The organism is Rossellomorea sp. NRS-1567, assembly GCF_050467885.1.
Taxonomy (GTDB): Bacteria; Bacillota; Bacilli; order Bacillales; family Bacillaceae_B; genus Rossellomorea; species Rossellomorea aquimaris_C.
In genome coordinates this window covers 84,812-106,547 of record NZ_JBITPL010000030.1, presented here as the reverse complement: position 1 = coordinate 106,547, position 21,736 = coordinate 84,812, and the positions used below count along the sequence as shown (strand labels likewise).

The following is a 21,736-nucleotide window of genomic DNA, read 5'->3' as shown; positions in this document are numbered from 1 at the left end:
AGGTTCTGAAAGAAAAATAAGTCAAAAGACATAAAACCGATCGAAAAACTCGGGTTGACTTCCCGGTGGAATATGATATTATTTAGAATATTAAAATTAATAACTCTTATCCAGAGTGGTGGAGGGATCTGGCCCCGCGAAGCCCAGCAACCTACGTAATGTAAGGTGCTAATTCCAGCAAAATGTGAAGTCATTTTGGAAGATAAGGTATCCTTACCTGAACAACTTTCCAAAATGGAGAGTTGTTTTTTTCATTCATGATTTTTCTGGATAAGATGAAAATTGGGGGAATCATGTGACTAAAGAAAAAAATCAAGAAGCAGAGTATGATGTAGTAGTCGAGAAGATCACATCGATGTTGAAGACGATGAGTTTTGGATCGATTACCATTGTGGTTCAGGACGGTAAAGTCATTCAATTGGAGAAAAACGAGAAAGTGCGAATTAAATAAGCTGACTAGACAAACTAGAGGCGCATAACACTGATAAAGGAAATCCCTATATCTTGTTATTCGCCTCTTTTTGTTTGGATGAGCGGGAAAGGGGTGTATCATGTTAACCTATCAAACTTGGAATAATCCATCCATCCAATTTGAAATTGATCCGGTCTATAAAGGAGCGGTAAACGTACTTGAGTGGACGTATGATCATTATGGTGAAAATGTCGTATATGCATGCAGTTTTGGCATAGAAGGGATCGTATTAATCGATCTCCTAACCAAAGTACAACCGAAAGCAACCATAGTATTTCTTGATACAGGTGTTCATTTCAAGGAAACCTACGAAACGATTGAAAAGGTGAAGGAGAAGTATCCTGGTATCACCATTCATATGAAAAAGCCTGAATTAACGCTCCAAGAGCAAGCAGAAACATATGGAGATAAGTTGTGGGAGCGAAACCCGAACCAATGCTGTCAAATTCGAAAGCTTGACCCTTTAAAAGATTCCTTATCCAAAGGGGATGCGTGGATTTCAGGATTAAGAAGAGAACAATCACCTACAAGAAGTCAGGTTGAATTCATCAATAAGGATGACAAGTTCCAATCAGTTAAGATTTGTCCTTTGATTCACTGGACCTGGAAGGAGATTTGGAGGTATGTCCATAAGCATAACCTTTCCTATAATCCACTTCATGATCAGGGGTATCCAAGTATCGGATGCTTCCATTGTACAACGCAAGCTTTAGACATCAATGATCTCCGCTCCGGAAGATGGCAAGGAAAAGGGAAGACCGAATGCGGTCTCCATTAAAAGGGGTGACATTCTTTGATTGAAATAATCGCCCTGATCATAAGTATGTTTTTCGCTATGAACATCGGTGCCAGTGGAGCGGCAGCATCGATGGGGGTTGCGTATGGTGCAGGTGCCATAAAAAACATCAGGGTTTCATTATGGATCTGCGCAGCCGGTGTCCTGAGCGGGGCGGTTTTAGGTGGTGGAGAAGTAGTTAAAACCATAAGTTCAGGGATTATCCCTCAACATGTACTCTCCATCAAAATCGTGGTCATCATTTTGTTATCCGCCACCATTTCCTTGTTTCTGGCAAATGTGATTGGAATACCGCTGTCTACAAGTGAAGTAACGGTCGGAGCGGTTGTAGGTGTCGGAGTCGCATATCAAGTTCTTTATGTGAAGTCACTCTTAACGATCATGTCATTCTGGGTGATTGTCCCGGTCATTGCCTTCGGAGTGACATGGGTATTCGGTATAGGTTTAGCAAAACTTGAAAAGCGAGGTTTCCATTTTGAAAAAAGGTGGCTTGCGTACCTATTGATTATCGCCGGGTTCTTTGAAGCCTTTTCGGCAGGGATGAATAATGTAGCCAACGCCGTCGGTCCATTAGTGGGTGCGGGTTTATTGTCTCCTTCCCGGGGGATTTGGCTGGGTGGTTTATTCGTTGCCCTCGGAGCTGTCTTACTGGGGAAAAAAGTAGTGGAAACAAACGGGAAAAAAATTACACACTATACAAAAGCCGAAGGAATCGTCATTTCCTCTACAGGAGCGATCCTTGTGATGGTGAGCTCACTATATGGATTACCGATCCCGCTGACTCAGGTTACTTCATCGTCCATCATCGGCCTGGGGATGGCAAAGAACGGTAAACAAATGCTGCAAAAGAAAATTGTAAAAAAAATCGTCAAAATATGGGTGGTCTCTCCCCTGATTTCACTCAGTATTTCATATTTTTTAGTAAAGCTCGTGATCGATAGCGATATGTATTCAATTGTGGTTCCAATAAGCGTCATTATCGCTACTGTGGGTGGATTATCCCTTATGAGAGTGATCAATGAAGAAAGGCGATCCGTTCACGAAGACGGAGGCGGAATTTAATCTTAATTCCGATTAAAACCATATGTTAAGGAGGATAAATGATGAGTTTACAGCCCCACGGAGGAACACTTGTTCAATCATATTTACCAGAAGAATCTTATGAGGATATTCTCCATGAAATCCCTTTAGACGAAACCGCGTTAAGTGATTTGGAACTCATTGGAATAGGTGCTTACAGCCCTATTAATGGATTCTTAACCGAAGTAGATTATCAACGGGTGGTGGAAACATTACGATTGCGAAACGGCAATGTATGGAGTATCCCGATTACCCTGCCCATAGCAAAAGAAAAAGCAGGAGACGTAAAGAAAGGCTTAAAGATCCGTCTTGTTTATAAGGGAGAAACCTATGGACTCATTGAAGTAGAGGATATTTATGAACCGGATAAACAGAAAGAAGCTCTTCTCGTATACGGAACGACCGACGCGGATCATCCAGGTGTCAAGAAATTATTCCAACGGGGAGATGTGTACGTAGGTGGGAAAATCAGTCTTATTAAACGTCTTTCCAAACCTTTCACCGAGTATACATTTGACCCAAGAGAAACCAGAAAGTTGTTTAAGGAAAAGGGATGGAAAACGATTGTCGGATTTCAAACGAGAAATCCTGTTCACAGGGCCCATGAGTATATTCAGAAAACGGCATTGGAGACCGTGGATGCACTCTTCTTAAATCCCTTGGTTGGCGAAACAAAGGCGGATGATATCTCAGCGGGCATCAGAATGGAGAGTTATGAAGTTCTGTTACAGAACTATTACCCTAAAAATCGTGTGTTTTTAGGAGTCTTCCCTGCTGCCATGAGGTACGCGGGTCCAAGGGAAGCCATCTTTCATGCACTGGTAAGGAAAAATTATGGATGCACGCATTTTATTGTCGGAAGAGATCATGCAGGTGTTGGCGATTATTATGGAACCTATGATGCGCAGAAAATATTTGATCAGTTCAGTGAAGAAGAGATAGGGATTACCCCTCTCCGCTTCGAGCATAGTTTTTACTGTGAGAGATGCGAAGGGATGGCGACTACGAAGACATGTCCTCATGATAAGAGTGATCACGTTATTTTATCAGGGACAAAAGTGAGAGGAATGCTCCGTAACGGGGAAGTTCCCCCTTCAACGTTCAGTCGCCCTGAAGTGATCGAAGTGTTAATTAAAGGTCTAAAACAAGAAGCTGGACATACGTCTTGAGGAGGCTCCCGGGTTGAGTAAAAAAACAGAAAACATCGTATGGCATGAAACCGCAATAACGAAACAGGAGAGAAGTAAAAAAAATGGACATAAAAGCTTTATTTTATGGTTCACGGGCTTATCCGCTTCAGGGAAATCCACTGTCGCCAATGCATTGTCTCACTCCCTTTTCGAACTGGGAAATCAGGTTTATGTTCTGGACGGAGATAATGTCCGTCATGGATTAAATCATGATTTGGGATTTAAGGAAGAAGATCGTAAGGAGAATATCAGGAGAATTGGAGAGGTGTCCAAACTTTTCATTGATAGCGGACAAATTGTGCTAACGGCCTTTATTTCCCCATACAGGGAAGACCGTGCTCTCGTACGAAATTTAGTGGAGACTGATGAATTTATCGAAGTATATGTGCATTGTTCATTAGAAGAATGTGAAAAGCGCGATCCAAAAGGTTTGTACAAAAAAGCTCGTAACAAGGAAATCACTCATTTCACGGGAATCAGTGCTCCTTATGAAGCACCTGAAAGGCCGGAAGTGGTACTGGATACGGAGAAACATTCAACGGAAGAATGCGTTGAGTACTTATTGACTGTACTGAAGCAAAAACAACTTATATAAGGGGGAGAAAATCATGGCATATTCAAAATCATGGGAGTCAAATGAGAAATTGAACAAAACGGAACAATGGAAACTGGAGAAAGACGGGTTGTCTATCTTTGCAGATATTCCGTACTATGCGGAAAACGGCTTCTCTTCCATTCCAAAAGAAGAGTGGGATAAGTTTAAATGGGCAGGTTTGTATCTGCAAAGACCAAAGGAAGACGGCTATTTCATGATGAGAGTGAACGTCCCGTCGGGCATCTTGACCTATGAACAGGCACGGGAACTTGCTGCCATCTGTAAAGAGTATGGAAGAGACGTCTACGACATCACCACCCGCCAGGCGATCCAATTTCACTGGTTGAAGATTGAACAGATTCCCGACATCTTTAATCGTCTGGAAAGGGTCGGATTGTCTTCTGCCGGTGCATGCGGTGATATCACACGTAATATCGTTGGGAATCCCCTGGCAGGGATCGATCCAGATGAACTTTTCGATACACGGAGCATTGTGAAAGACGTATATGATTTCTTCCAGCACAACGAAGATTTTTCGAACTTACCGCGAAAATATAAAGTAGCAATCTCTGCAAATATCAATAATGCGTCGAATGCTGAAATCAATTGTGTTTCCTTTGTTCCCGCAAAAAAGCTGATAGACGGTAAAGAAGAAGTCGGCTTCCATCTGAAGATTGGTGGAGGATTGGCCGCAAGACCATTCCTCGCCCAGGAGTTGGATGTATTCATCCTTCCTCACCAAGTGAAGGAAGTTGCGATAGCGGTCACCACGATATTTCGCGATTTCGGTTATCGGGAGAAAAGACATCTGGCCAGGTTGAAATTTCTAATGGCCGAGTGGGGTCCTGAGAAATTCAAAGAAACACTATTACAGTATGTTGAGCTTTTACCTGCGGGAGTTGAAGCCGTGGAAGGTTGGAATGCAGGGTATTTCTACGGAGTACATCCACAGAAACAGGAAGGACTCAATTATGTGGGGCTGAATGTTCCGGTTGGGCGCTTGAATTCTGATGAGGTGTATGAGCTTGCGAGGATTTCCAAGAAATACGGGAATGGAGAACTGAGAAACTGTAATTCTCAAAATCTCATCATCCCCAACATACCAGATGAACATGTTGATGCTTTGCTTTCTGAGAAAATCTTTGATCGTATTTCGACAAGTCCCCTATCCTTCATCGGGTATTCCGTATCATGCACAGGGATCGAATATTGTAATCTAGCTTTAGTGGAAACGAAGGAACGGATGAGACAAATCGCCAATCAATTGGACCAGGAACTCTCATTGGATGTCCCTGTCAGGATTCACATGGTCGGGTGCCCGAATTCATGCGGTCAACGACAAATCGCAGATATCGGGCTTCAAGGAATTAAAATGAGAACGAAAGATAAGAAGATGATCGAAGCATTTGAAATATACGTCGGAGGAACTCTTCAGGACGGTGGAAAACTGAATGAAAAGTTAAAAGGGAAAGTGGAGGCAGGCAATCTGACAGGGGTGGTAAAGCAATTGCTCCTTCATTTTAAACAAACAAAAGAACCGGGAGAAGCCTTTTTTGACTATATAAACCGGGTTGGTACCGATCCCCTTCAAGAATCGTTAGACCAATTACTTCAGGAAGCATAAGGAGGCTCATGGGATGAACTTGTATCGATTTGAAGTCACTACTCACGAGTTCGTCACAATTGTCGTAGTAGCGGCTGAATCAGATGAGAAAGCCTTTGATCTAGTAGAAATTGAACTTGAGAAGTATTTTTTGAAAAAGCCTGATGTGGTAGACATCTCTCTTTACGAGAAACGTAGAATCCGTGGAAATGGTGCAGGGTTTGTTCTGCATGAACAGGAAACAATCATCAAATCTTAAGGAGGAATAAAGGATGGGGAAAGTTTACCTGGTGGGAGCGGGTCCTGGAGATCCTGAATTAATCACAATAAAAGCATTGAAATCCATACAAAAAGCAGATGTCATATTATATGACCGGCTGGTGAATAAAGAGCTTCTATCCTATGCGAAAAAAGGAGCCGACTTGATATACTGCGGGAAACTGCCAAACTATCATACGATGAAACAAGATACGATCAATCATTTTCTCGTTCGTTATGCTACCAGCGGCAAGGTAGTGGTGAGATTGAAAGGAGGGGACCCCTTCGTATTTGGAAGGGGGGGTGAAGAAGCGGAAGCCCTTGCAAAAAAAGGGATTCCCTTTGAAATCGTCCCTGGTATCACTTCGGGTATAGCAGCGGCTGCCTACGCAGGAATTCCCGTTACACACCGGGAAGCCAGTTCAAGTGTTGCCTTTGTTACCGGGCATAAACAAAATAATCAACAAGAAGATGAAAAGTGGGAAAGCCTGGCCAAAGGAATCGATACCCTGGCCATTTATATGGGGGTGGGGAATCTCCCTTACATTACAGAAAAGCTCATTCAATATGGGAAGTGCAAGGATACACCAGTGGCACTGGTCCATTGGGGAACAACTGAAGTGCAAAGAACCGTAACAGGCACTCTGGATACGATTATCGATATTGTAAAAGAAGAAAAAATTGAAAACCCGAGCATGATTATCGTCGGGGAAGTGGTCCGTTTCCGGGAGAAGATTCAATGGTTTGAAGAATGCTTTGATAAGAAATCGATCATGAGTGAGGCACTGTAAATGACACGCGCGGTCTTATACGTTTGTCATGGAAGTCGTATTAGGAAAGCCCGTGAAGAAGCCATAGATTTTATTAAAAGGTGCCAGAACCAAGTGGAAGTGGAAATCCAGGAAATAAGCTTTCTTGAACTTGCATCACCTTCCATTGAAGAAGGGTTTAAAGCATGCGTGGAAAAAGGAGCTTCACATGTTTCCGTCGTTCCCCTTCTCCTTTTGACTGCGGTTCATGCAAAAAAAGACATTCCAGATGAAATTCAAAACTGTCAAGAAGCCTATCCCTGGATTACGGTAACGTATGGAAAGCCCATTGGGGTTCACGATAAAATGGCTGAAAGTGTTATAAAAAAAATACGCGATGCTGCTTCAATTGACTCTTCGACCGTTGCCGTATTGATAGGGAGAGGAAGTTCAGACCCAGATGTTACAAAGGATTTAGGAGCCCTTGCTGAACTTGTGCAAGCCAAGACTAAGTTAGCAGATGTAAGGACCTGTTACTTAACAGCAGCCTCACCAAGCTTTTCGGACACGTTGGAATCTGTAAAGAATACAGATGGAAACGTCATTTTCATTCCCTACTTGCTGTTTACCGGTTTACTCATGAAAGGAATTGAAAGGGAGATCAGCCAAACGGAAAATGCGCATATCATTCTGGGTGATTATTTAGGGTATGACCCCCTTGTGGAAGAAGCATTCCTGGACCGTGTGAATGAAACCCTCAGCGTTAAAGGAGAATCCTATGTTGCCAGTCATGATTGATGTAAACGGAAAACAAGTTACGATTGTAGGCGGAGGGAAGGTGGCCTATCGGAAGCTCTTTGTATTTCTAGAGCAAGGAGCGATGATAAAAGTCATCAGTCCTGAAGCTGTTGATGGAATTCAAGCATTACATGAAGAAAAAAGGATTCTATGGATCAAAAGAGAAGTGGAACGAGATGATTTACGAGATGCTTTTATCGTCATCGCTGCCACGAATGAACGATGGGTGAATGAACAGGTGAAAATACACTCTGAGGAAAACCAACTTTTATGCGTGGTGGATGACGGTGATTGCGGAAATATGCAGATGGTCTCCTATAGGCAGAAAGGGAATTTAACGATTGCCGTTTCAACCGGCGGAGCAAGTCCATTCTTAGCTAAACAGCTTACCAATCAAATCTTCCAACCATTTGATGATTCCTATATAGAAAAGCTTGGTTTCATTGCCTCAAAGAGAAAAGAAATCAAGGCATCAGACTTATCTGATGGGGAGAAAAGGAAACTATTAAAGGAACTTTCTGAACGGGTGTAAAGTGGATAAAACTTTATTCTCGTTTACTCATTATACGAACGTTTTTAAAAAAAATGCACATATTGTTAAGAAATGAACCTTTACAAACTGTCAAGTTCCCGTTATACTATCCAATATCAAATCAATATTCGTTTTCACTCATATAATAGCGGGGATATGGCTCGCGAGTTTCTACCGGATTACCGTAAATGATTCGACTATGAGTGAGCAATGGATTGTCCGTCAATACGGACGCTCTTTGCCTAACCCAAAGGTCATTGTCTCACTCTATCCTGAGAACAATAGCCTTTGGGTTTTTTTGTAGACTTCCAGGTTTTATTACAGTAAAGGAGCGTTTTGAATATGAATTTATTAAAAAATAAAATTGAAGGTGAAGGTGTCGTCCTTTCAGATACTGTATTAAAGGTAGATTCATTCCTGAATCATCAAGTGGACCCTGAATTGATGATGGAGATCGGGAAAGAATTTGCACACCGTTTTAAAGATCTGGGAATTACGAAGGTGTTAACCATTGAGTCGTCCGGAATTGCTCCTGGCGTGATGGCTGCTCTTCAATTGAATGTTCCACTTGTATTTGCACGTAAGCGTAAATCTTTGACCCTTTCAGAAGGGATTATTACATCGAAGGTTTACTCCTTCACGAAGCAGGAAGAAAACACAATCTCTATTTCCAGTAAATACATAGGAGAAAATGATCGTGTCCTATTGGTTGACGATTTCTTAGCAAATGGACAAGCGGCCCTGGGATTAATCGATTTAGTTAAGCAAGCAGGCGCCCATGTTGCCGGAATCGGGATTGTTATTGAAAAGTCCTTCCAAAACGGAGGCAAGCTCGTTCGTGAAACAGGATACAGAGTTGAATCATTAGCGGAAATCCAATCCCTTGAAAATGGCAAAGTGGCATTCAAGCAAGAGGAGGCGCGGGTATAATGAAAAATCAGCCTATTAAACTGGCGTCACTCGGGATTCAGCACGTACTCGCTATGTATGCGGGAGCGGTCATCGTTCCGCTGATCGTAGGAGGAGCATTAGGATTAACGGGAGAACAGCTTACTTATCTCGTATCCATCGATATCTTCATGTGCGGGATTGCCACCTTATTGCAAGTATGGAAGAATCGTTTCTTTGGGATAGGACTTCCAGTCGTACTCGGATGTACGTTTACGGCAGTAGGGCCAATGATCGCGATTGGTGGCCAGTATGGTATTTCAGCGATCTATGGTTCCATTCTGGTTTCAGGTTTATTCGTCGTTCTAATCAGTAAGTACTTTGGGAAACTGGTTCGTTTCTTCCCTCCTGTAGTCACTGGTTCTGTAGTAACAATCATAGGGATTACCTTGATTCCAGTAGCCATGAACAATATGGCAGGGGGACAAGGGAGTGCTGATTTCGGTTCATTGGAAAATTTGTCTCTTGCTTTTGGTACGTTATTTTTTATTTTAATCCTCTATAAATTCTTTACCGGTTTTGTTCGCTCTGTTTCCATTTTACTGGGGTTGATGGCAGGAACAGCCGTTGCATTTGTTTTGGGAAAAGTGGATTTTAGTGCGGTTGGGGATGCATCCTGGTTTCATATGGCAAAACCTTTCTACTTTGGAATGCCGACATTTGAGATAACAGCCATTCTAACCATGATCCTAGTAGCGTTGGTGAGTTTAGTGGAATCAACAGGTGTTTATTTTGCTCTCGCTGATATCAGCGATAAAGAGGTTTCAGAAGAGGATTTATCAAGGGGCTACCGTGCTGAAGGGCTGGCAATCGTACTGGGTGGATTATTCAATGCATTCCCCTATACCGCTTATTCACAAAATGTAGGATTGATCCAGCTTTCGGGTGTGAAGAGAAACAGTGTGATTTATGCAACAGGAACATTTCTCGTGATCCTTGGATTGGTACCAAAGATTGGTGCTTTAACGACAGTGATTCCTGCTTCAGTATTGGGAGGGGCGATGGTGGCCATGTTCGGGATGGTCGTAGCTTATGGGATTAAAATGCTTAGCCATGTAAATTTCGCATCTCAAGAAAATCTATTGATTATCGCCTGTTCAGTTGGAATGGGATTAGGAGTAACCGCTGTTCCTGAATTGTTTGCTCAGATGCCATCGAGCATCCGAATCTTGACGGATAACGGGATTGTTGCAGGAAGTATAACAGCCATTGGACTGAATATGTTTTTTAACGTGTTTTCTAAACGTAAGCTCAATGTCGTGTTGAATGAGCAGAAAGCTTCGTAATCATTGTTGCAGAAAGAACGTCACCATTTCTCAAGTAGAAGGTGACGTTTTTCTTTATGAATATATTTCAGAATTATCAGATTTTAAAGAAGGGTATACATACAACAATCTCGAACATAATGGATTAGGGAATATTGCAATATGGGGATATACCTTAAATTAAAGGGGGAGAAATATGTACGCAACGACAGGATCCATTTTTGATCAAACGGTAGAAAAATATCGGAACAAGGAGGCGATTGTAGAAGAGAAAACAGGTACCCGGTTAACTTTTGCACAGTGGCAGGATGAAGTTCATCGTGCTGCCAATGCGTTGCTAAAGGCAGGTGTGAAAAAGGGAGATCGGGTTTCGACGTATCTATTTAATACGCTGGAGTTAGCAACTGTGTACTTTGCGTGTGGAAAGATCGGTGCGGTGATTAACCCAATTAATTTCCGGTTGAAGTCTCAAGAAATACACTACATTTTAGAGGATGCCGAACCAAAGGTAGTGATTTTTGAAGAGGCCCTTACTCTTCCGATTGAGCAGATTTCACAAGACTTTCCACAGACCCTGTTTTGGTATGTTGGAGAAGATGCCCCTCCCTTTTCTCATAGTTATAAAGATGTTGTGAATCCATGTTCGAATGACTTAATAAGCATTCCTGTAGAAGAAACAGACGCATATGCGATTATGTATACCAGCGGGACTACCGGGAGGCCAAAGGGTGTCTTGCACAGGCACAGGGATATGGCTGAGCAAAGCTTGATTTGTACATCTGTAATGGGGCTGACACCCAATGACATTGGACTTGTTACAGCACCTATGTTTCATTGTGCCGAGCTTCATTGCTGCTTCCTTCCGCGCGTTCAAGCGGGAGCAAAGAATATTATTGTTCATCAGTTTCAACCGCAAACCGTATTGGAAGTGATTGAACGGGAAAAGGTCACTTCCTTTTTCGCTGCGCCAACGATGTGGAACATGCTTCTGCAACACGGGGTGGATGATTATGATACTTCATCTTTGCGGATTGGTCTTTACGGGGCAGCCCCAATGGCGCCAGTTCTTGTGAGGGCTCTCCATGAGAAAATGAAGATTGACTTGATACAAGCCTATGGTCAGACTGAGATGGGTCCGGCGGTTACCTTCCTCCTTCAGGATGAGCAGTTAACTAAGACTGGCTCGGCAGGAAGGGCTGCCTATAATCATGAAATAAGGGTAGTCAAACCGAATGAAAACGGTCCTTCTGAACCCGATGACCTTTGCAAGCCTGGGGAAGTCGGGGAAATCATTGTTCGCGGTTCCTGTACAATGCTTGAATATTTCAACCGCAAGGAAGCGACGGAAAGAGCATTGTATAAAGGCTGGTATCACTCCAGTGATCTGGGCTATATGGATGAGGATGGGTATCTATACGTCGCTGATCGGGTGGATGATATGGTGATTTCAGGGGGAGAAAATGTGTATCCCCGTGAGGTAGAGGATGCACTGCACGCCCATGAAGATATTGTAGATGTAGCCGTCCTGGGTCAGCCTCATGAAAAATGGGGAGAACAGGTGATTGCCGTTGTTGTTTCCAAAAATCCTTCATTGTCTTCGCAAGATCTCGATCTCTTTTTGAAAAATGGGGATTTGTTGGCGGATTATAAGCGGCCCCGTGAATATATTTTCGTAGAAGAACTTCCTCGGAATGCAAGTGGTAAGATTCAAAAGTTTTTACTTAGAGATAATCTTGTCCGGAAAGAAAATACACGATAAAGCGAAGGTCCTTTAGCGGGACCTTCTTTACATTTTCTGATGATGTCAATTGGGCACCGAGTATAGGACAGTCCGACTGCCCATATATTTGATATGAGGATATGGGGGAGGGTGATGTAGTGCCGTTAATAAAGCATAATGAAGAGGAAGTTAAACTACTTGCCAGGTTAATGAGAGCAGAAGCTGAAGGTGAAGGAAATCAAGGGATGATGATGGTCGGGAATGTAGGTGTAAATCGGGTATTAGGTGATTGTTTGGATTTTAAGAATATCAGAAGCATTAAACAAATGGTTTTCCAAAGCCCTGGGGGATTCGAAGCCACGCAAAAAGGATACTTTTATCAAAGGGCAAGAAGTAACGAACTCGACATGGCCAGAAAAGTAATCAATGGTCGACGAATACATCCTGCAAGTTTTAGCATGTGGTTTTTTAAGCCATCGGGTAATTGTCCAAGTAAATGGTATAATCAAGCAAATTCAGGCCGATTTAAAAGTCATTGCTTTTATCAGCCTACCCGTACTGATTGTCCAACTGTATTTCAATCCGGTTTGCAAGGATAGAAAGGATCTTTATATTGATTTTTAAAATATGAGACAAAAAAACATTTGAAATCTTCAAGTGTTTTTTTGTTTTTTTTCTCTGTTCTGCTACCCCTTTTTCAACTATATATAGGTAGCCATTTAGAGATTATGAAATTTTTATTATAAGAATGCAGGTAACATCAACAGCATTCTTTTTGTAAATATCAGAATTATAAAACTTCTCATTGAATATGAAGTATATAATGCACTATACTATAAAAAACGAAGGAATTCCTTCAGTGTACAGAAAGGAGTAGTCATGGTTCAAAAATCAATTGCACGAATCATTAAAGAAAACTATTCTTCTTTATCTGCAGGGCAAAAAAAAGTGGCTGAGTTGATTCTTCAACATCAAGGTGAAGCAGCGATCCTCACGGCTTTTCAGATGGGGAGGAAAGTTGGTGTAAGTGAAACAACTGTGATTCGATTAGGGTATGCATTAGGCTTTAAAGGATATTCTGAAATGCAGGAAGTGGTGCGAAGGGATTGGTTAGAGAAGAAGCAGGTTAATGAAAATGAATCAATTCCTTCATCCTCAATAGAAGGTGATGAGGAGAGTGTATTCAGTAAGGTCATTGAGAAAGAAAAATCCGTACTAGAGCAGCTAATGAGTCAACTAGACGTGAAAGACATATGGAAAACCATAGATCGCTTAATACAATCAGAGCGAGTTTATGTTGGTGGGTTTGGGAGTTCTTATGGAGCGGCTTATTGGATGTACTATACGTTAAAACAATACAGGGCAGACGTATTTCTCTCTAGTCCAGCAGGATTTTCCCCTGAAGATATATGTGATTTGGATCAACGTTCTACTGTAGTTATGTTTTCGTTTCCCCGGTTCCGCACTGAATCCATTGAGCTTGTGGAGAAGGCAAAAATACAAGGTTCTTATGTCATTGCGATCACCAATAGACAATTATCACCCATCGGACAGATTTCTGACCTTACACTCACAACCGAAGAAGGGATGAATTCAGGACATCATTCGATTGCATCTGTCGTTAGTTTAGTTGAACTCATTTTAATAGGTCTTCAACATCGAGATCAAGATAACATAAGTATTCGGCAAAGGAAGCTAGAGCAATTATATACAAATCAGGGGTTATTTATTGAATAAAACAGAGGGGTGGAGAATTTATGAACGGGGTATCACAAACGAATCAAAAAATAGAAGCGAAAGCATTTACTACCAGTGACATATGGAAATTCCTGATTCCATCTTTAATTGGAATCCTATTATTTATTGTACCAATTACAACAGAAGATGGCATCACGATTCCTGTCGCTTATTTTGCTGGACAAATTAATGTGTATTTAGGTGAAGTTATCCCTGCTATGACAGTACTGATTATGGCGCTCTCTGTCATAGGGTCACTCATAGCGATAACAATCAAACCAGCCTTTATTACAAATAGTCGATATTTGAGCACTCTTTTAATCATTAGTCCGTTTTGGCTTGTTGCACGTGTCCTTGGCACGCTGTTTGCTGTGATGACGATTTATCAATTAGGACCTGGGATGGTTTTCTCAGAAAATACGGGTGGACTCTTAATCTATGATCTGATTCCTATTCTATTTTCTACTTTTTTACTGGCTGGTTTACTGCTTCCGCTCCTTCTTAACTTCGGATTATTAGAGTTCTTTGGTGCCTTATTGCTGAAAGTGATGAGACCAGTTTTTACATTACCTGGCCGTTCTTCACTCGACTGCTTGGCATCATGGGTGGGAGACGGCACGATAGGTGTTCTTCTGACGACCAAGCAATATGAAGAAGGGTACTACACCAAGCGTGAAGCGGCTGTGATAGCCACTACTTTTTCAGTTGTTTCCATTACGTTTACAATTGTGGTCATTTCTTATTTGAACTTAGAGCAATATTTCCTTCACTATTACGGAACGATTATCTTTGCCGGGCTTGTAGCGGCATTAATCATGCCACGTATACCACCATTATCAAGAAAACCGAATACTGGTTATGAAAGAACTGAGTTAAAGAACGAAACAGGGATTCCATCCGATTTCTCCGTTGTTAAATGGGGCTTTCATCAAGCTGTAACGAAGGCTAAAAAGAATAATGGACCTGTTTCTGTCGTAAAAGAAGGCGTTCAGAACGTATTGGATATGTGGCTTGGGGTCTTACCGATCGTTATGGCGATAGGGACAGTCGCACTAGTGATAGCAGAGTATACACCTTTCTTCACCTATCTTGGGAAACCTTTCGAACCAATTCTCACCATCATGCAGGTTCCTGAAGCAAGTGAAGCGGCCCAGACCATGGTCGTCGGGTTCGCCGATATGTTTCTTCCTGCTGTCATCGGTAGTGGAATTGAAAGTGAACTTACCCGTTTTGTCATTGCATGTGTATCTGTTACACAATTAATCTATATGTCTGAAATGGGTGGGTTGCTTCTCGGTTCGAAGCTACCTGTCAGTATCGTAGATTTGATTTTGATCTTTCTAATCCGGACATGCATTACTCTACCTATTGTCGTAGTGATTGCACATATGATTTTTTGATAGGAGGAAGAAACACAATGAAATTTGTAGATGAACATCATGATGAGATTCTAAAAACCTATCAGGAGCTGCATCAGCTGGCTGAACCGAGCTGGATGGAAGAAAAGACATCCAGCTACTTAAGAACAAAACTTTTAGAGGCTGGCTATTCTGTTAAAACGTACGAAGGGCATTACGGATTTATTGCAGAATTAAAGGGTGAGCAGTTAGAGGTAATTGCTCTTCGTGCCGATATGGATGCATTGCTTCAAGAAGTGGATGGAGTGGTTAAACCGAATCATTCTTGTGGTCATGATGCCCATAGTACAATGGTATTGTATACAGCGCTTGCTCTAGCGAAGAAACCTCTGAAGCATACGGTTCGCTTCATCTTTCAACCCGCTGAAGAAAAGGCAGCGGGGGCACTGAAAATGTTAGAAGAGAATGTATTGGATGATGTAAAGTTTCTTGGGGGGATTCATCTTCGACCTGAAATGGAGGTCCCCTATGAGATGGCTGCTCCTGTTATCGTTCATAGCTCTACTGCAACGCTAAAGGGCGCCATTAAAGGAATACCTGCACATGCAGCAAGGCCGGAACAAGGGAACAATCCCCTGGAGGCAGCCTCTTTATTGATTCAAGCGGTCAAGCGGATCAGGCTGAATGTCAACAATCATTATTCCATAAAGATCACGGAACTGCACGGAGGCGAATCATCCAACTCCATACCGGAAAATGCCCATTTCACCTTCGATTTAAGAGCTGAATTGAATGACACCATGACAGCATTATTGGAAAAGGCAGAACAAGTGATTTCAGGTATACAACAGGAGTCGGATACAGGCATCACCTATCAAGTGGAAGAATATCTACCAGCGGCTATAAAGGATCCACGGGCAATCGAGCTAGCTCGTGAAGCAATTTGTTCGGTTCTTGGAGAGAAAAATGTGGTATTAGAATGTATTTCTCCTGGAGCAGAAGACTTTCATTTTTATTCAATAAATCATCCTGGTTTATCTTCTACTATGATTGGGCTTGGTTGTGGTCTCTCACCAGGATTGCATCATCCTTCCATGGAATTTAATCAAGAATCACTGGTTTATGGAACAAAGATATTAATACAGATGTTATTAATAGCAGATCAGCAAGACTGGTAATGAGGAGGCAGAGATCGTGAAACATGAAATACAAACATCATTGAAGATCCGGAAGCTGCACTCTGTAGAGGATTTAGAGAATGTCAGAAGATTAGAGTCACTTGTGTGGAGTTTTGAAGATTCTGTACCTGTTAATCAGAGTGTAGCTGTGGTAAAGAACGGCGGGTTCATTCTTGGAGCCTATTATCAGGAGAAGCTTATTGGCTTTCAATATAGTTTTCCCGGTTTTGATGGGAAAAAGGTGTATCTTGTTTCCCACAGTTTAGGGATCCATCCCGATTTCAGGAAATTTGGGATTGGAGAAATGCTGAAACGAGCTCAAAAAAATACGGCTGGCGAGATGGGGTATGATGTCATCACCTGGACATATGATCCTTTGGAAACAGTGAACGGTAACCTGAACTTACATAAACTTGGAGCTGTTGTGTGTACGTATATCCCCAATATATATGGAGAAATGTCCGATCAATTGAATGCAGGAATAGCGACGGACCGGTTTCTTGTAGAGTGGTGGGTAAGTCAATCCAATATTAATAGTGTGACAGGGAATAACCATCATTCTGCAATTGATTTAAAAGAGTGTGAACATGGTTGGCTTATAGATAAGGTAAATTTAACCCTCAACCAAAATCACATTTCCGTTTCGGTTCCGGGCGATTTCCAAGAGATCAAAAGGGCAGACCTTACACTTGCTATAGATTGGCGGAGAAAAACAAGAGACGTCTTTTCTCACTACTTAAATCATGGCTGGATTGTGACAGACCTTGTTAAAGATAAAGAACACCAAGGGCAATACCTATACCTCATGGAGAAAGGTGATCATCATTATGGATATAAAACGAATCATTCTTAGACAGATCAAGATGGATTTACTGCATCCTTTTACGACGAGTGTAGGGACGGAGACGGATAAAACGATTATTCTCGTCGAAGTGAAATCTGCATCAGGGATCTCAGGATGGGGGGAGTCCGTCGCGATCACCCAGCCGATCTATAACGAAGAAACGGTGGAAACCAACTGGCATATGATGAGCGAACACTTGATTCCTCTTCTTCAGGGGGAAGCGGTTCAACATCCTGATAAGGTGGCCGGAAGATTTAAAAAAATCAGAGGCAATTACAATGCGAAAGCGGCCATCGAAGGTGCGGTTTGGGACCTATATGCAAAGGAAAACAATCTCCCGTTAGCAAAAGCACTAGGGGGGACGAAAGACAGAATCGAAGTAGGAGTAAGTGTGGGTATTCAGCAATCCGAGACACTTATGTTAAAACAAATTGAAGATTATCTGAAAGAAGGCTATAAGCGGATCAAGGTGAAAATTCAACCAGGATGGGATATTGGGATCATCAGGTCGATTCGACAGGAATTTCCGAAGATTCCACTCATGGCCGATGCCAACTGTGCTTATTCTCTAAAAGACATTGAGACCCTCAAAGCTCTGGATGAATTCGATTTAATGATGATTGAACAGCCGTTGGATCATGATGATATCATTGATCATGCAAAGCTGCAGTCTCAACTTAAAACGCCTATCTGCTTGGACGAAAGCATCCACAGCTATGAAGATGCGAGAAAGGCGATTGAACTCGGAAGCTGTAAAATCATTAATTTGAAAATTGGACGTGTTGGAGGGCTCACAGAATCAAAGAGAATCCATGATCTATGTGTGGAGCACAACATACCTATGTGGTGCGGGGGGATGTTGGAAGCAGGGATAGGAAGGGCTCATAACATTGCCATCACGTCATTGGGGAATTTCACCTTGCCTGGCGATACGGCACCATCTTCTCATTACTGGAAGCGGGATATCATTCAACCTGAGGTGGAAATGAAGGATGGATATATAGTTGTACCTGAAGCGCCAGGTATCGGATACGAGCCGGACTTCGAGCAGATCGAAGCGTTGACAATGTATAGTAAAGTTTTTCACTTTTAAAGAGTACAGTCGATTTTCAAAGCAGATACCACAAAGGGAACACTTGTTCTTTTTGGCGGAATTAATCAAGTTGGTGCGAAAATGGCCGTAAAATCGAGAAAAACAAAGATATTAAAAAGAGTTAACTTAAAAATATATAACTAATACTACGTAAAAAAAATTGAGCATGGGGAGCCCCGTGCTCATAGAGAGTATATAACCTCTTTATCAGATAAAACTACCAGTGGTATAGGTTTTTTTACTTAGAAATTGCGGTTGCATTTAGGACAATTACATTTATGGTGATCATTCTTTTTATGGCATCCACAATGATGTTCATGCTTTTTACATCTGCAATCGCGGTGGTGATCTTTTTTATGACATTTACAGTCATGTTTGTCCTTTATTTTAAAACATTTCACATCATGTTCTTCGAATTCTCTTCTTCTTGGCTTTTCGCAAACGTCATAGTCATCATCGCATGAACAGTGGATGAACATTAAGTTGTCCCAAAAACGGCAACAAGGAAAATCATCTCTTCTGTTTCTATCACACTGATTGAAAAATGGGAACCACATTATAAATCCCCCTATCTTCTATAAAATTGTCAAGGTAGACCTCGACTTACTCTATACTATGCAACTTTGTCCGCTGTGCTTGGGCAGAAGTCATAATTTCTATGTGTTTTAATCAGATAAGGTGAGAGCAGATGTTCATTTGTTTACTGAAATTTTGGAGGGATATGTAAGGATGTACTCCAAGGAGCAAAAGAACGTATTTGGTGATTTTTTGGAGGAAATAGGGAGAAGGGAGATGGGGCATCACCTAACTCAAATGTAATAGTATGTCTTTTATTTTGTGTAACGGTTGGCATAACTGGAAGCGACGAAGGCATCAGGTTTAATTTTTGGTTCCACACCCATTGCTTCCATCCTTGTGACCATTTCCTTAACAAACTTGCTTGTTTTATTATGTTTTCCAGCCCCAATATCAATATGTCCCTCCATTGAAAATGTAGCTCCTTCATAAAGATATGGAAGGATTATATCAATTAACTGATTTTTTCTTTCCTCAGTAAATAACGAAACAATTTCCTCGGATAAAGACAATTCATAAGAAATCCGCTCATGCAATTGCAGCATTCTCCTAGGGACTAACACTTTTCTTATGCATGCCCACACACCATTTCCTTCATTTAATATCACAATTCCTGTTATGAAGGTGGTATGTGAGTGATGAACTTGAGAATCAGTCCCTACCATTAATCGATAGTTACCATTTGGCTGCGATCGCATGAACTTCAAAATATGTTCAAAGACCTTGTCAAATGACATCCCAATTTCCTGTAGATTTTGAAATGAGAAGTAATCATCATTACAGTTTTTCATCTTGTCAGATCACAGCTTTCTTAACCAATTTGTGAATGAAGAGATTAGATCTTATCCATATCCTATGATAAGAATTTATTATCGTGTGAGTAAAATATGCAGGGAAATTTGTTTTTGTCCTTCAACAATATCGAGGGAATGAAGTTGAAACGGTAAAACGCCATATGAACTAAAAGACAAAGAAGAATCGAATCTGTGTAGCATAGCATCAGAAGTGGAGGGGGGATAAAGTGATTGTTTACTCAACGATCGTTTCTAGTTTACAGTTTACATAATATTTATTATCGGCACCTGAATAAAATAACTAATTTCAGTCTCGTATCACAAGTATACTGTTAACAATGAGACAGAAGAAAAAAATGAGACACTTTACATCATAACTTAATTATGGGTTAATTAATCAGATTCTGAAATTTAATTTGCTCATGATACATTCAGTCTGGTCATGCATCATTATTTTTGTGTATCCAGATATTAAATTTGATTTGGATTTGTAGATTTTTACGAATTTCCATCTTTTTATCTGATAATTTATTTAGTTGATTTTAACACGGTTTTGTTCCTTAATTCTTATAATTATCTTCTCATGCCCATTGTTAGCTGCTGCGTTCATAGTTGTTTATTAGTTTACATAATATTTCCTGATGAGTCTTTTTGTCAGCCGTCTTTTTTCTACTTTACTAAATTATTCAACCCAACTTACTTAACCCCGATCAAATCATACATATCACTGCCCCTCTTCTTTATAAATGACTTGAGGATACATAAAGAAAAAGCATAAAAAGTTCAGATTAAACCTCTTTATGCTTAAGCACTATTTCAATAAATATTGTCTTGGTGTCCCGAAATAAAGCGTTTGCTGATATTCCGGGAATACAGATTCAAAGCAGACGATGATGGGCGCATCCAAAAGCCAGGGATAGTACGTGTAGAATCCTTTATCACCGTTCACCATTGCTGCTAATGCCAATGGCAGCTCCTTTTTGAAAATCATAAACCGTACGTTGGAAAGCTGTTGATCAAATTCTCCCCCACTCACATACACGGTTCCTGCAAGAGTGTATTGACCAAGGTCTCTTCTCCATTCTCCTAACACTTCGTCCCTCATAGAGGGATTGATCTTCTCCAAATCAAAGTGACAACCAACGCTCAAAAATAGCTCACCCGTCGTGTCAGAATGAGTTAATGTGTATTTTCGATTATCAATGGGATTGAAGATTGAAGCTGGTGGTAAATACGTGACAGTTAGCTTTTCAGGCTTGAATTCACTCATGTGTAAGCCTCCTTTATAAAAATGGGCTTACAACAGAGTATGATAAAAGCCTAGAAACGGTTCCGCTAGTTATTTGCTTTCCACTTGATCTTAATCAGGTTCCATTGATCATTTTCGTAATACCAATAAGACGTGGCCGTTCCGATGCCATCTGCCTTATAGGCACCGCTTATTTGCTGATAACCTTTTAATCCCTTACCAGGTTTGCCCATGATTTTCGTTGGCTCAAAAAATGCATACGGTAAAACCATTAATTCCATAGGTTCATTTAAGGTTCCGTCCGTATATATCCCCAATCGATCGTAGTCTTCTTTTCGGTCACGTAAATCGACTGTGTAGGATTGATTTGTATCTACAAATGAAATAGAAGCTTGGTAGTCATCTTCAAACTGAGCTTGAATCGTTAAGGGCTCAGGTAATCCAATATCAACCAATTTATTATCTGCTAACGTATGGAGTGCAACATTATAGAGTCCACCGCTTCCACCTGTAGCTGAAGAGTACAGCATATCCTTTATTCCATCATGATTTAAATCAACGAATTGGATTTTTGGCTCATAGCCACCTTCATAATCAATTCGAATCTCACTGCTTTCAGACGTTTTAATATCCGCCCAAATTTGTTTCAGAAACAGGGCATCAGGAGAAAATGGAACCGCCTTAAGCGTAATCGTATCCTTTTTACCATCGCCGGTTACATCTTTTTTATACACATTGACAGTCATTTCATTCACAGGCTGTTTTTCCAGTGGTTCACTGGAAAAGTTTCCTGCAATGGCATGGAGGGACATAACAAAGAAAGCACCGAAAGCAAATAGTAATTCTTTTCTCATGATTCTCTCTCCTCGATAGAAAATGATTCACTATTATTTTCACCAAA

General features: G+C 41.2%; 23 protein-coding genes and 2 riboswitches. Of the genes, 19 read left to right on the top strand and 4 right to left on the bottom strand.

Translation table 11 applies throughout. From position 1 onward, the window contains the following. Window positions 1-103: 103 nt before the first annotated feature. A riboswitch (SAM riboswitch) is annotated at window positions 104-209 on the top strand. 86 nt (window positions 210-295) lie between these two features. The 19 genes from ACIFOD_RS20920 (at window position 296) to menC (ending at window position 18,216) form a co-directional block, all read left to right on the top strand. Next, a complete protein-coding gene (locus ACIFOD_RS20920) occupies window positions 296-451 on the top strand; it encodes a YezD family protein (protein ID WP_113967891.1) in 156 nt (51 codons plus the stop codon). 100 nt (window positions 452-551) lie between these two features. After that, window positions 552-1,250, top strand: a complete 699-nt coding sequence (locus tag ACIFOD_RS20915) for a phosphoadenylyl-sulfate reductase (RefSeq protein WP_430316109.1) — start codon at window positions 552-554, stop codon at window positions 1,248-1,250. An 18-nt stretch (window positions 1,251-1,268) separates the two neighbouring features. Next, window positions 1,269-2,330: an inorganic phosphate transporter gene (locus tag ACIFOD_RS20910; protein WP_430316207.1), complete on the top strand. Its 1,062-nt coding sequence runs from the start codon at window positions 1,269-1,271 to the stop codon at window positions 2,328-2,330. Between the two features lie 41 nt (window positions 2,331-2,371). Further along, entirely contained in the window at window positions 2,372-3,517 is a 1,146-nt protein-coding gene (gene sat / locus ACIFOD_RS20905) for a sulfate adenylyltransferase (protein ID WP_430316108.1), read from the top strand. 13 nt (window positions 3,518-3,530) lie between these two features. Then, window positions 3,531-4,133 (top strand): adenylyl-sulfate kinase, encoded by a 603-nt coding sequence (gene cysC / locus ACIFOD_RS20900; protein ID WP_430316107.1) that lies wholly within the window; start codon window positions 3,531-3,533, stop codon window positions 4,131-4,133. A 13-nt stretch (window positions 4,134-4,146) separates the two neighbouring features. Continuing rightward, entirely contained in the window at window positions 4,147-5,757 is a 1,611-nt protein-coding gene (locus tag ACIFOD_RS20895) for a nitrite/sulfite reductase (RefSeq protein WP_430316106.1), read from the top strand. A gap of 13 nt (window positions 5,758-5,770) precedes the next feature. Further along, a complete protein-coding gene (locus ACIFOD_RS20890) occupies window positions 5,771-5,995 on the top strand; it encodes a DUF3906 family protein (RefSeq protein WP_113967886.1) in 225 nt (74 codons plus the stop codon). 13 nt (window positions 5,996-6,008) lie between these two features. Beyond that, on the top strand, window positions 6,009-6,785 hold the full coding sequence (gene cobA, locus ACIFOD_RS20885) for a uroporphyrinogen-III C-methyltransferase (RefSeq protein ID WP_430316105.1): 777 nt from the start codon (window positions 6,009-6,011) through the stop codon (window positions 6,783-6,785). Further along, window positions 6,786-7,541, top strand: a complete 756-nt coding sequence (locus ACIFOD_RS20880; protein ID WP_430316104.1) for a sirohydrochlorin chelatase — start codon at window positions 6,786-6,788, stop codon at window positions 7,539-7,541. It abuts the gene before it with no gap. Continuing rightward, window positions 7,534-8,073: an NAD(P)-dependent oxidoreductase gene (locus tag ACIFOD_RS20875; RefSeq protein WP_430316206.1), complete on the top strand. Its 540-nt coding sequence runs from the start codon at window positions 7,534-7,536 to the stop codon at window positions 8,071-8,073. Before ACIFOD_RS20880 ends, ACIFOD_RS20875 begins: the two co-directional genes overlap by 8 nt. Before the next feature lie 118 nt (window positions 8,074-8,191). Beyond that, window positions 8,192-8,293: riboswitch (purine riboswitch) on the top strand. A 122-nt stretch (window positions 8,294-8,415) separates the two neighbouring features. Then, window positions 8,416-9,003 (top strand): xanthine phosphoribosyltransferase, encoded by a 588-nt coding sequence (locus tag ACIFOD_RS20870; RefSeq protein WP_430316103.1) that lies wholly within the window; start codon window positions 8,416-8,418, stop codon window positions 9,001-9,003. Then, on the top strand, window positions 9,003-10,307 hold the full coding sequence (locus tag ACIFOD_RS20865; RefSeq protein WP_430316102.1) for a nucleobase:cation symporter-2 family protein: 1,305 nt from the start codon (window positions 9,003-9,005) through the stop codon (window positions 10,305-10,307). Before ACIFOD_RS20870 ends, ACIFOD_RS20865 begins: the two co-directional genes overlap by 1 nt. A 175-nt stretch (window positions 10,308-10,482) precedes the next feature. After that, window positions 10,483-12,045: a fatty acid--CoA ligase gene (locus tag ACIFOD_RS20860; protein WP_430316101.1), complete on the top strand. Its 1,563-nt coding sequence runs from the start codon at window positions 10,483-10,485 to the stop codon at window positions 12,043-12,045. A gap of 170 nt (window positions 12,046-12,215) precedes the next feature. Beyond that, window positions 12,216-12,605: a cell wall hydrolase gene (locus ACIFOD_RS20855; RefSeq protein ID WP_430316205.1), complete on the top strand. Its 390-nt coding sequence runs from the start codon at window positions 12,216-12,218 to the stop codon at window positions 12,603-12,605. A 280-nt stretch (window positions 12,606-12,885) separates the two neighbouring features. Then, window positions 12,886-13,743, top strand: a complete 858-nt coding sequence (locus ACIFOD_RS20850; RefSeq protein ID WP_430316100.1) for a MurR/RpiR family transcriptional regulator — start codon at window positions 12,886-12,888, stop codon at window positions 13,741-13,743. A gap of 20 nt (window positions 13,744-13,763) precedes the next feature. Beyond that, the gene (locus ACIFOD_RS20845; RefSeq protein WP_430316099.1) at window positions 13,764-15,143 is read left to right on the top strand and encodes a YjiH family protein; all 1,380 of its coding nucleotides are present in this window, start codon (window positions 13,764-13,766) and stop codon (window positions 15,141-15,143) included. 17 nt (window positions 15,144-15,160) lie between these two features. Continuing rightward, window positions 15,161-16,279 carry an amidohydrolase gene (locus ACIFOD_RS20840; protein WP_430316098.1) on the top strand — a complete coding sequence of 373 codons (1,119 nt, stop codon included), beginning with the start codon at window positions 15,161-15,163 and terminating at the stop codon, window positions 16,277-16,279. 16 nt (window positions 16,280-16,295) lie between these two features. Beyond that, entirely contained in the window at window positions 16,296-17,132 is an 837-nt protein-coding gene (locus ACIFOD_RS20835) for a GNAT family N-acetyltransferase (protein ID WP_430316097.1), read from the top strand. Next, window positions 17,107-18,216, top strand: a complete 1,110-nt coding sequence (gene menC, locus ACIFOD_RS20830) for an o-succinylbenzoate synthase (RefSeq protein ID WP_430316096.1) — start codon at window positions 17,107-17,109, stop codon at window positions 18,214-18,216. Before ACIFOD_RS20835 ends, menC begins: the two co-directional genes overlap by 26 nt. Before the next feature lie 238 nt (window positions 18,217-18,454). Here the strand turns inward: menC and ACIFOD_RS20825 are convergent, their stop codons facing one another. The 4 genes from ACIFOD_RS20825 to ACIFOD_RS20810 form a co-directional block, all read right to left on the bottom strand. Further along, on the bottom strand, window positions 18,455-18,589 hold the full coding sequence (locus ACIFOD_RS20825) for a hypothetical protein (RefSeq protein ID WP_430316095.1): 135 nt from the start codon (window positions 18,587-18,589) through the stop codon (window positions 18,455-18,457). 457 nt (window positions 18,590-19,046) lie between these two features. Continuing rightward, complete coding sequence (locus ACIFOD_RS20820; RefSeq protein ID WP_430316094.1) at window positions 19,047-19,583, bottom strand: ribonuclease H-like YkuK family protein; 537 nt, start codon at window positions 19,581-19,583, stop codon at window positions 19,047-19,049. Window positions 19,584-20,397: 814 nt separating this feature from the next. After that, window positions 20,398-20,856: a staygreen family protein gene (locus ACIFOD_RS20815; RefSeq protein ID WP_430316093.1), complete on the bottom strand. Its 459-nt coding sequence runs from the start codon at window positions 20,854-20,856 to the stop codon at window positions 20,398-20,400. A gap of 65 nt (window positions 20,857-20,921) precedes the next feature. Continuing rightward, window positions 20,922-21,689 (bottom strand): hypothetical protein, encoded by a 768-nt coding sequence (locus ACIFOD_RS20810; RefSeq protein ID WP_430316092.1) that lies wholly within the window; start codon window positions 21,687-21,689, stop codon window positions 20,922-20,924. Window positions 21,690-21,736: the final 47 nt, after the last annotated feature.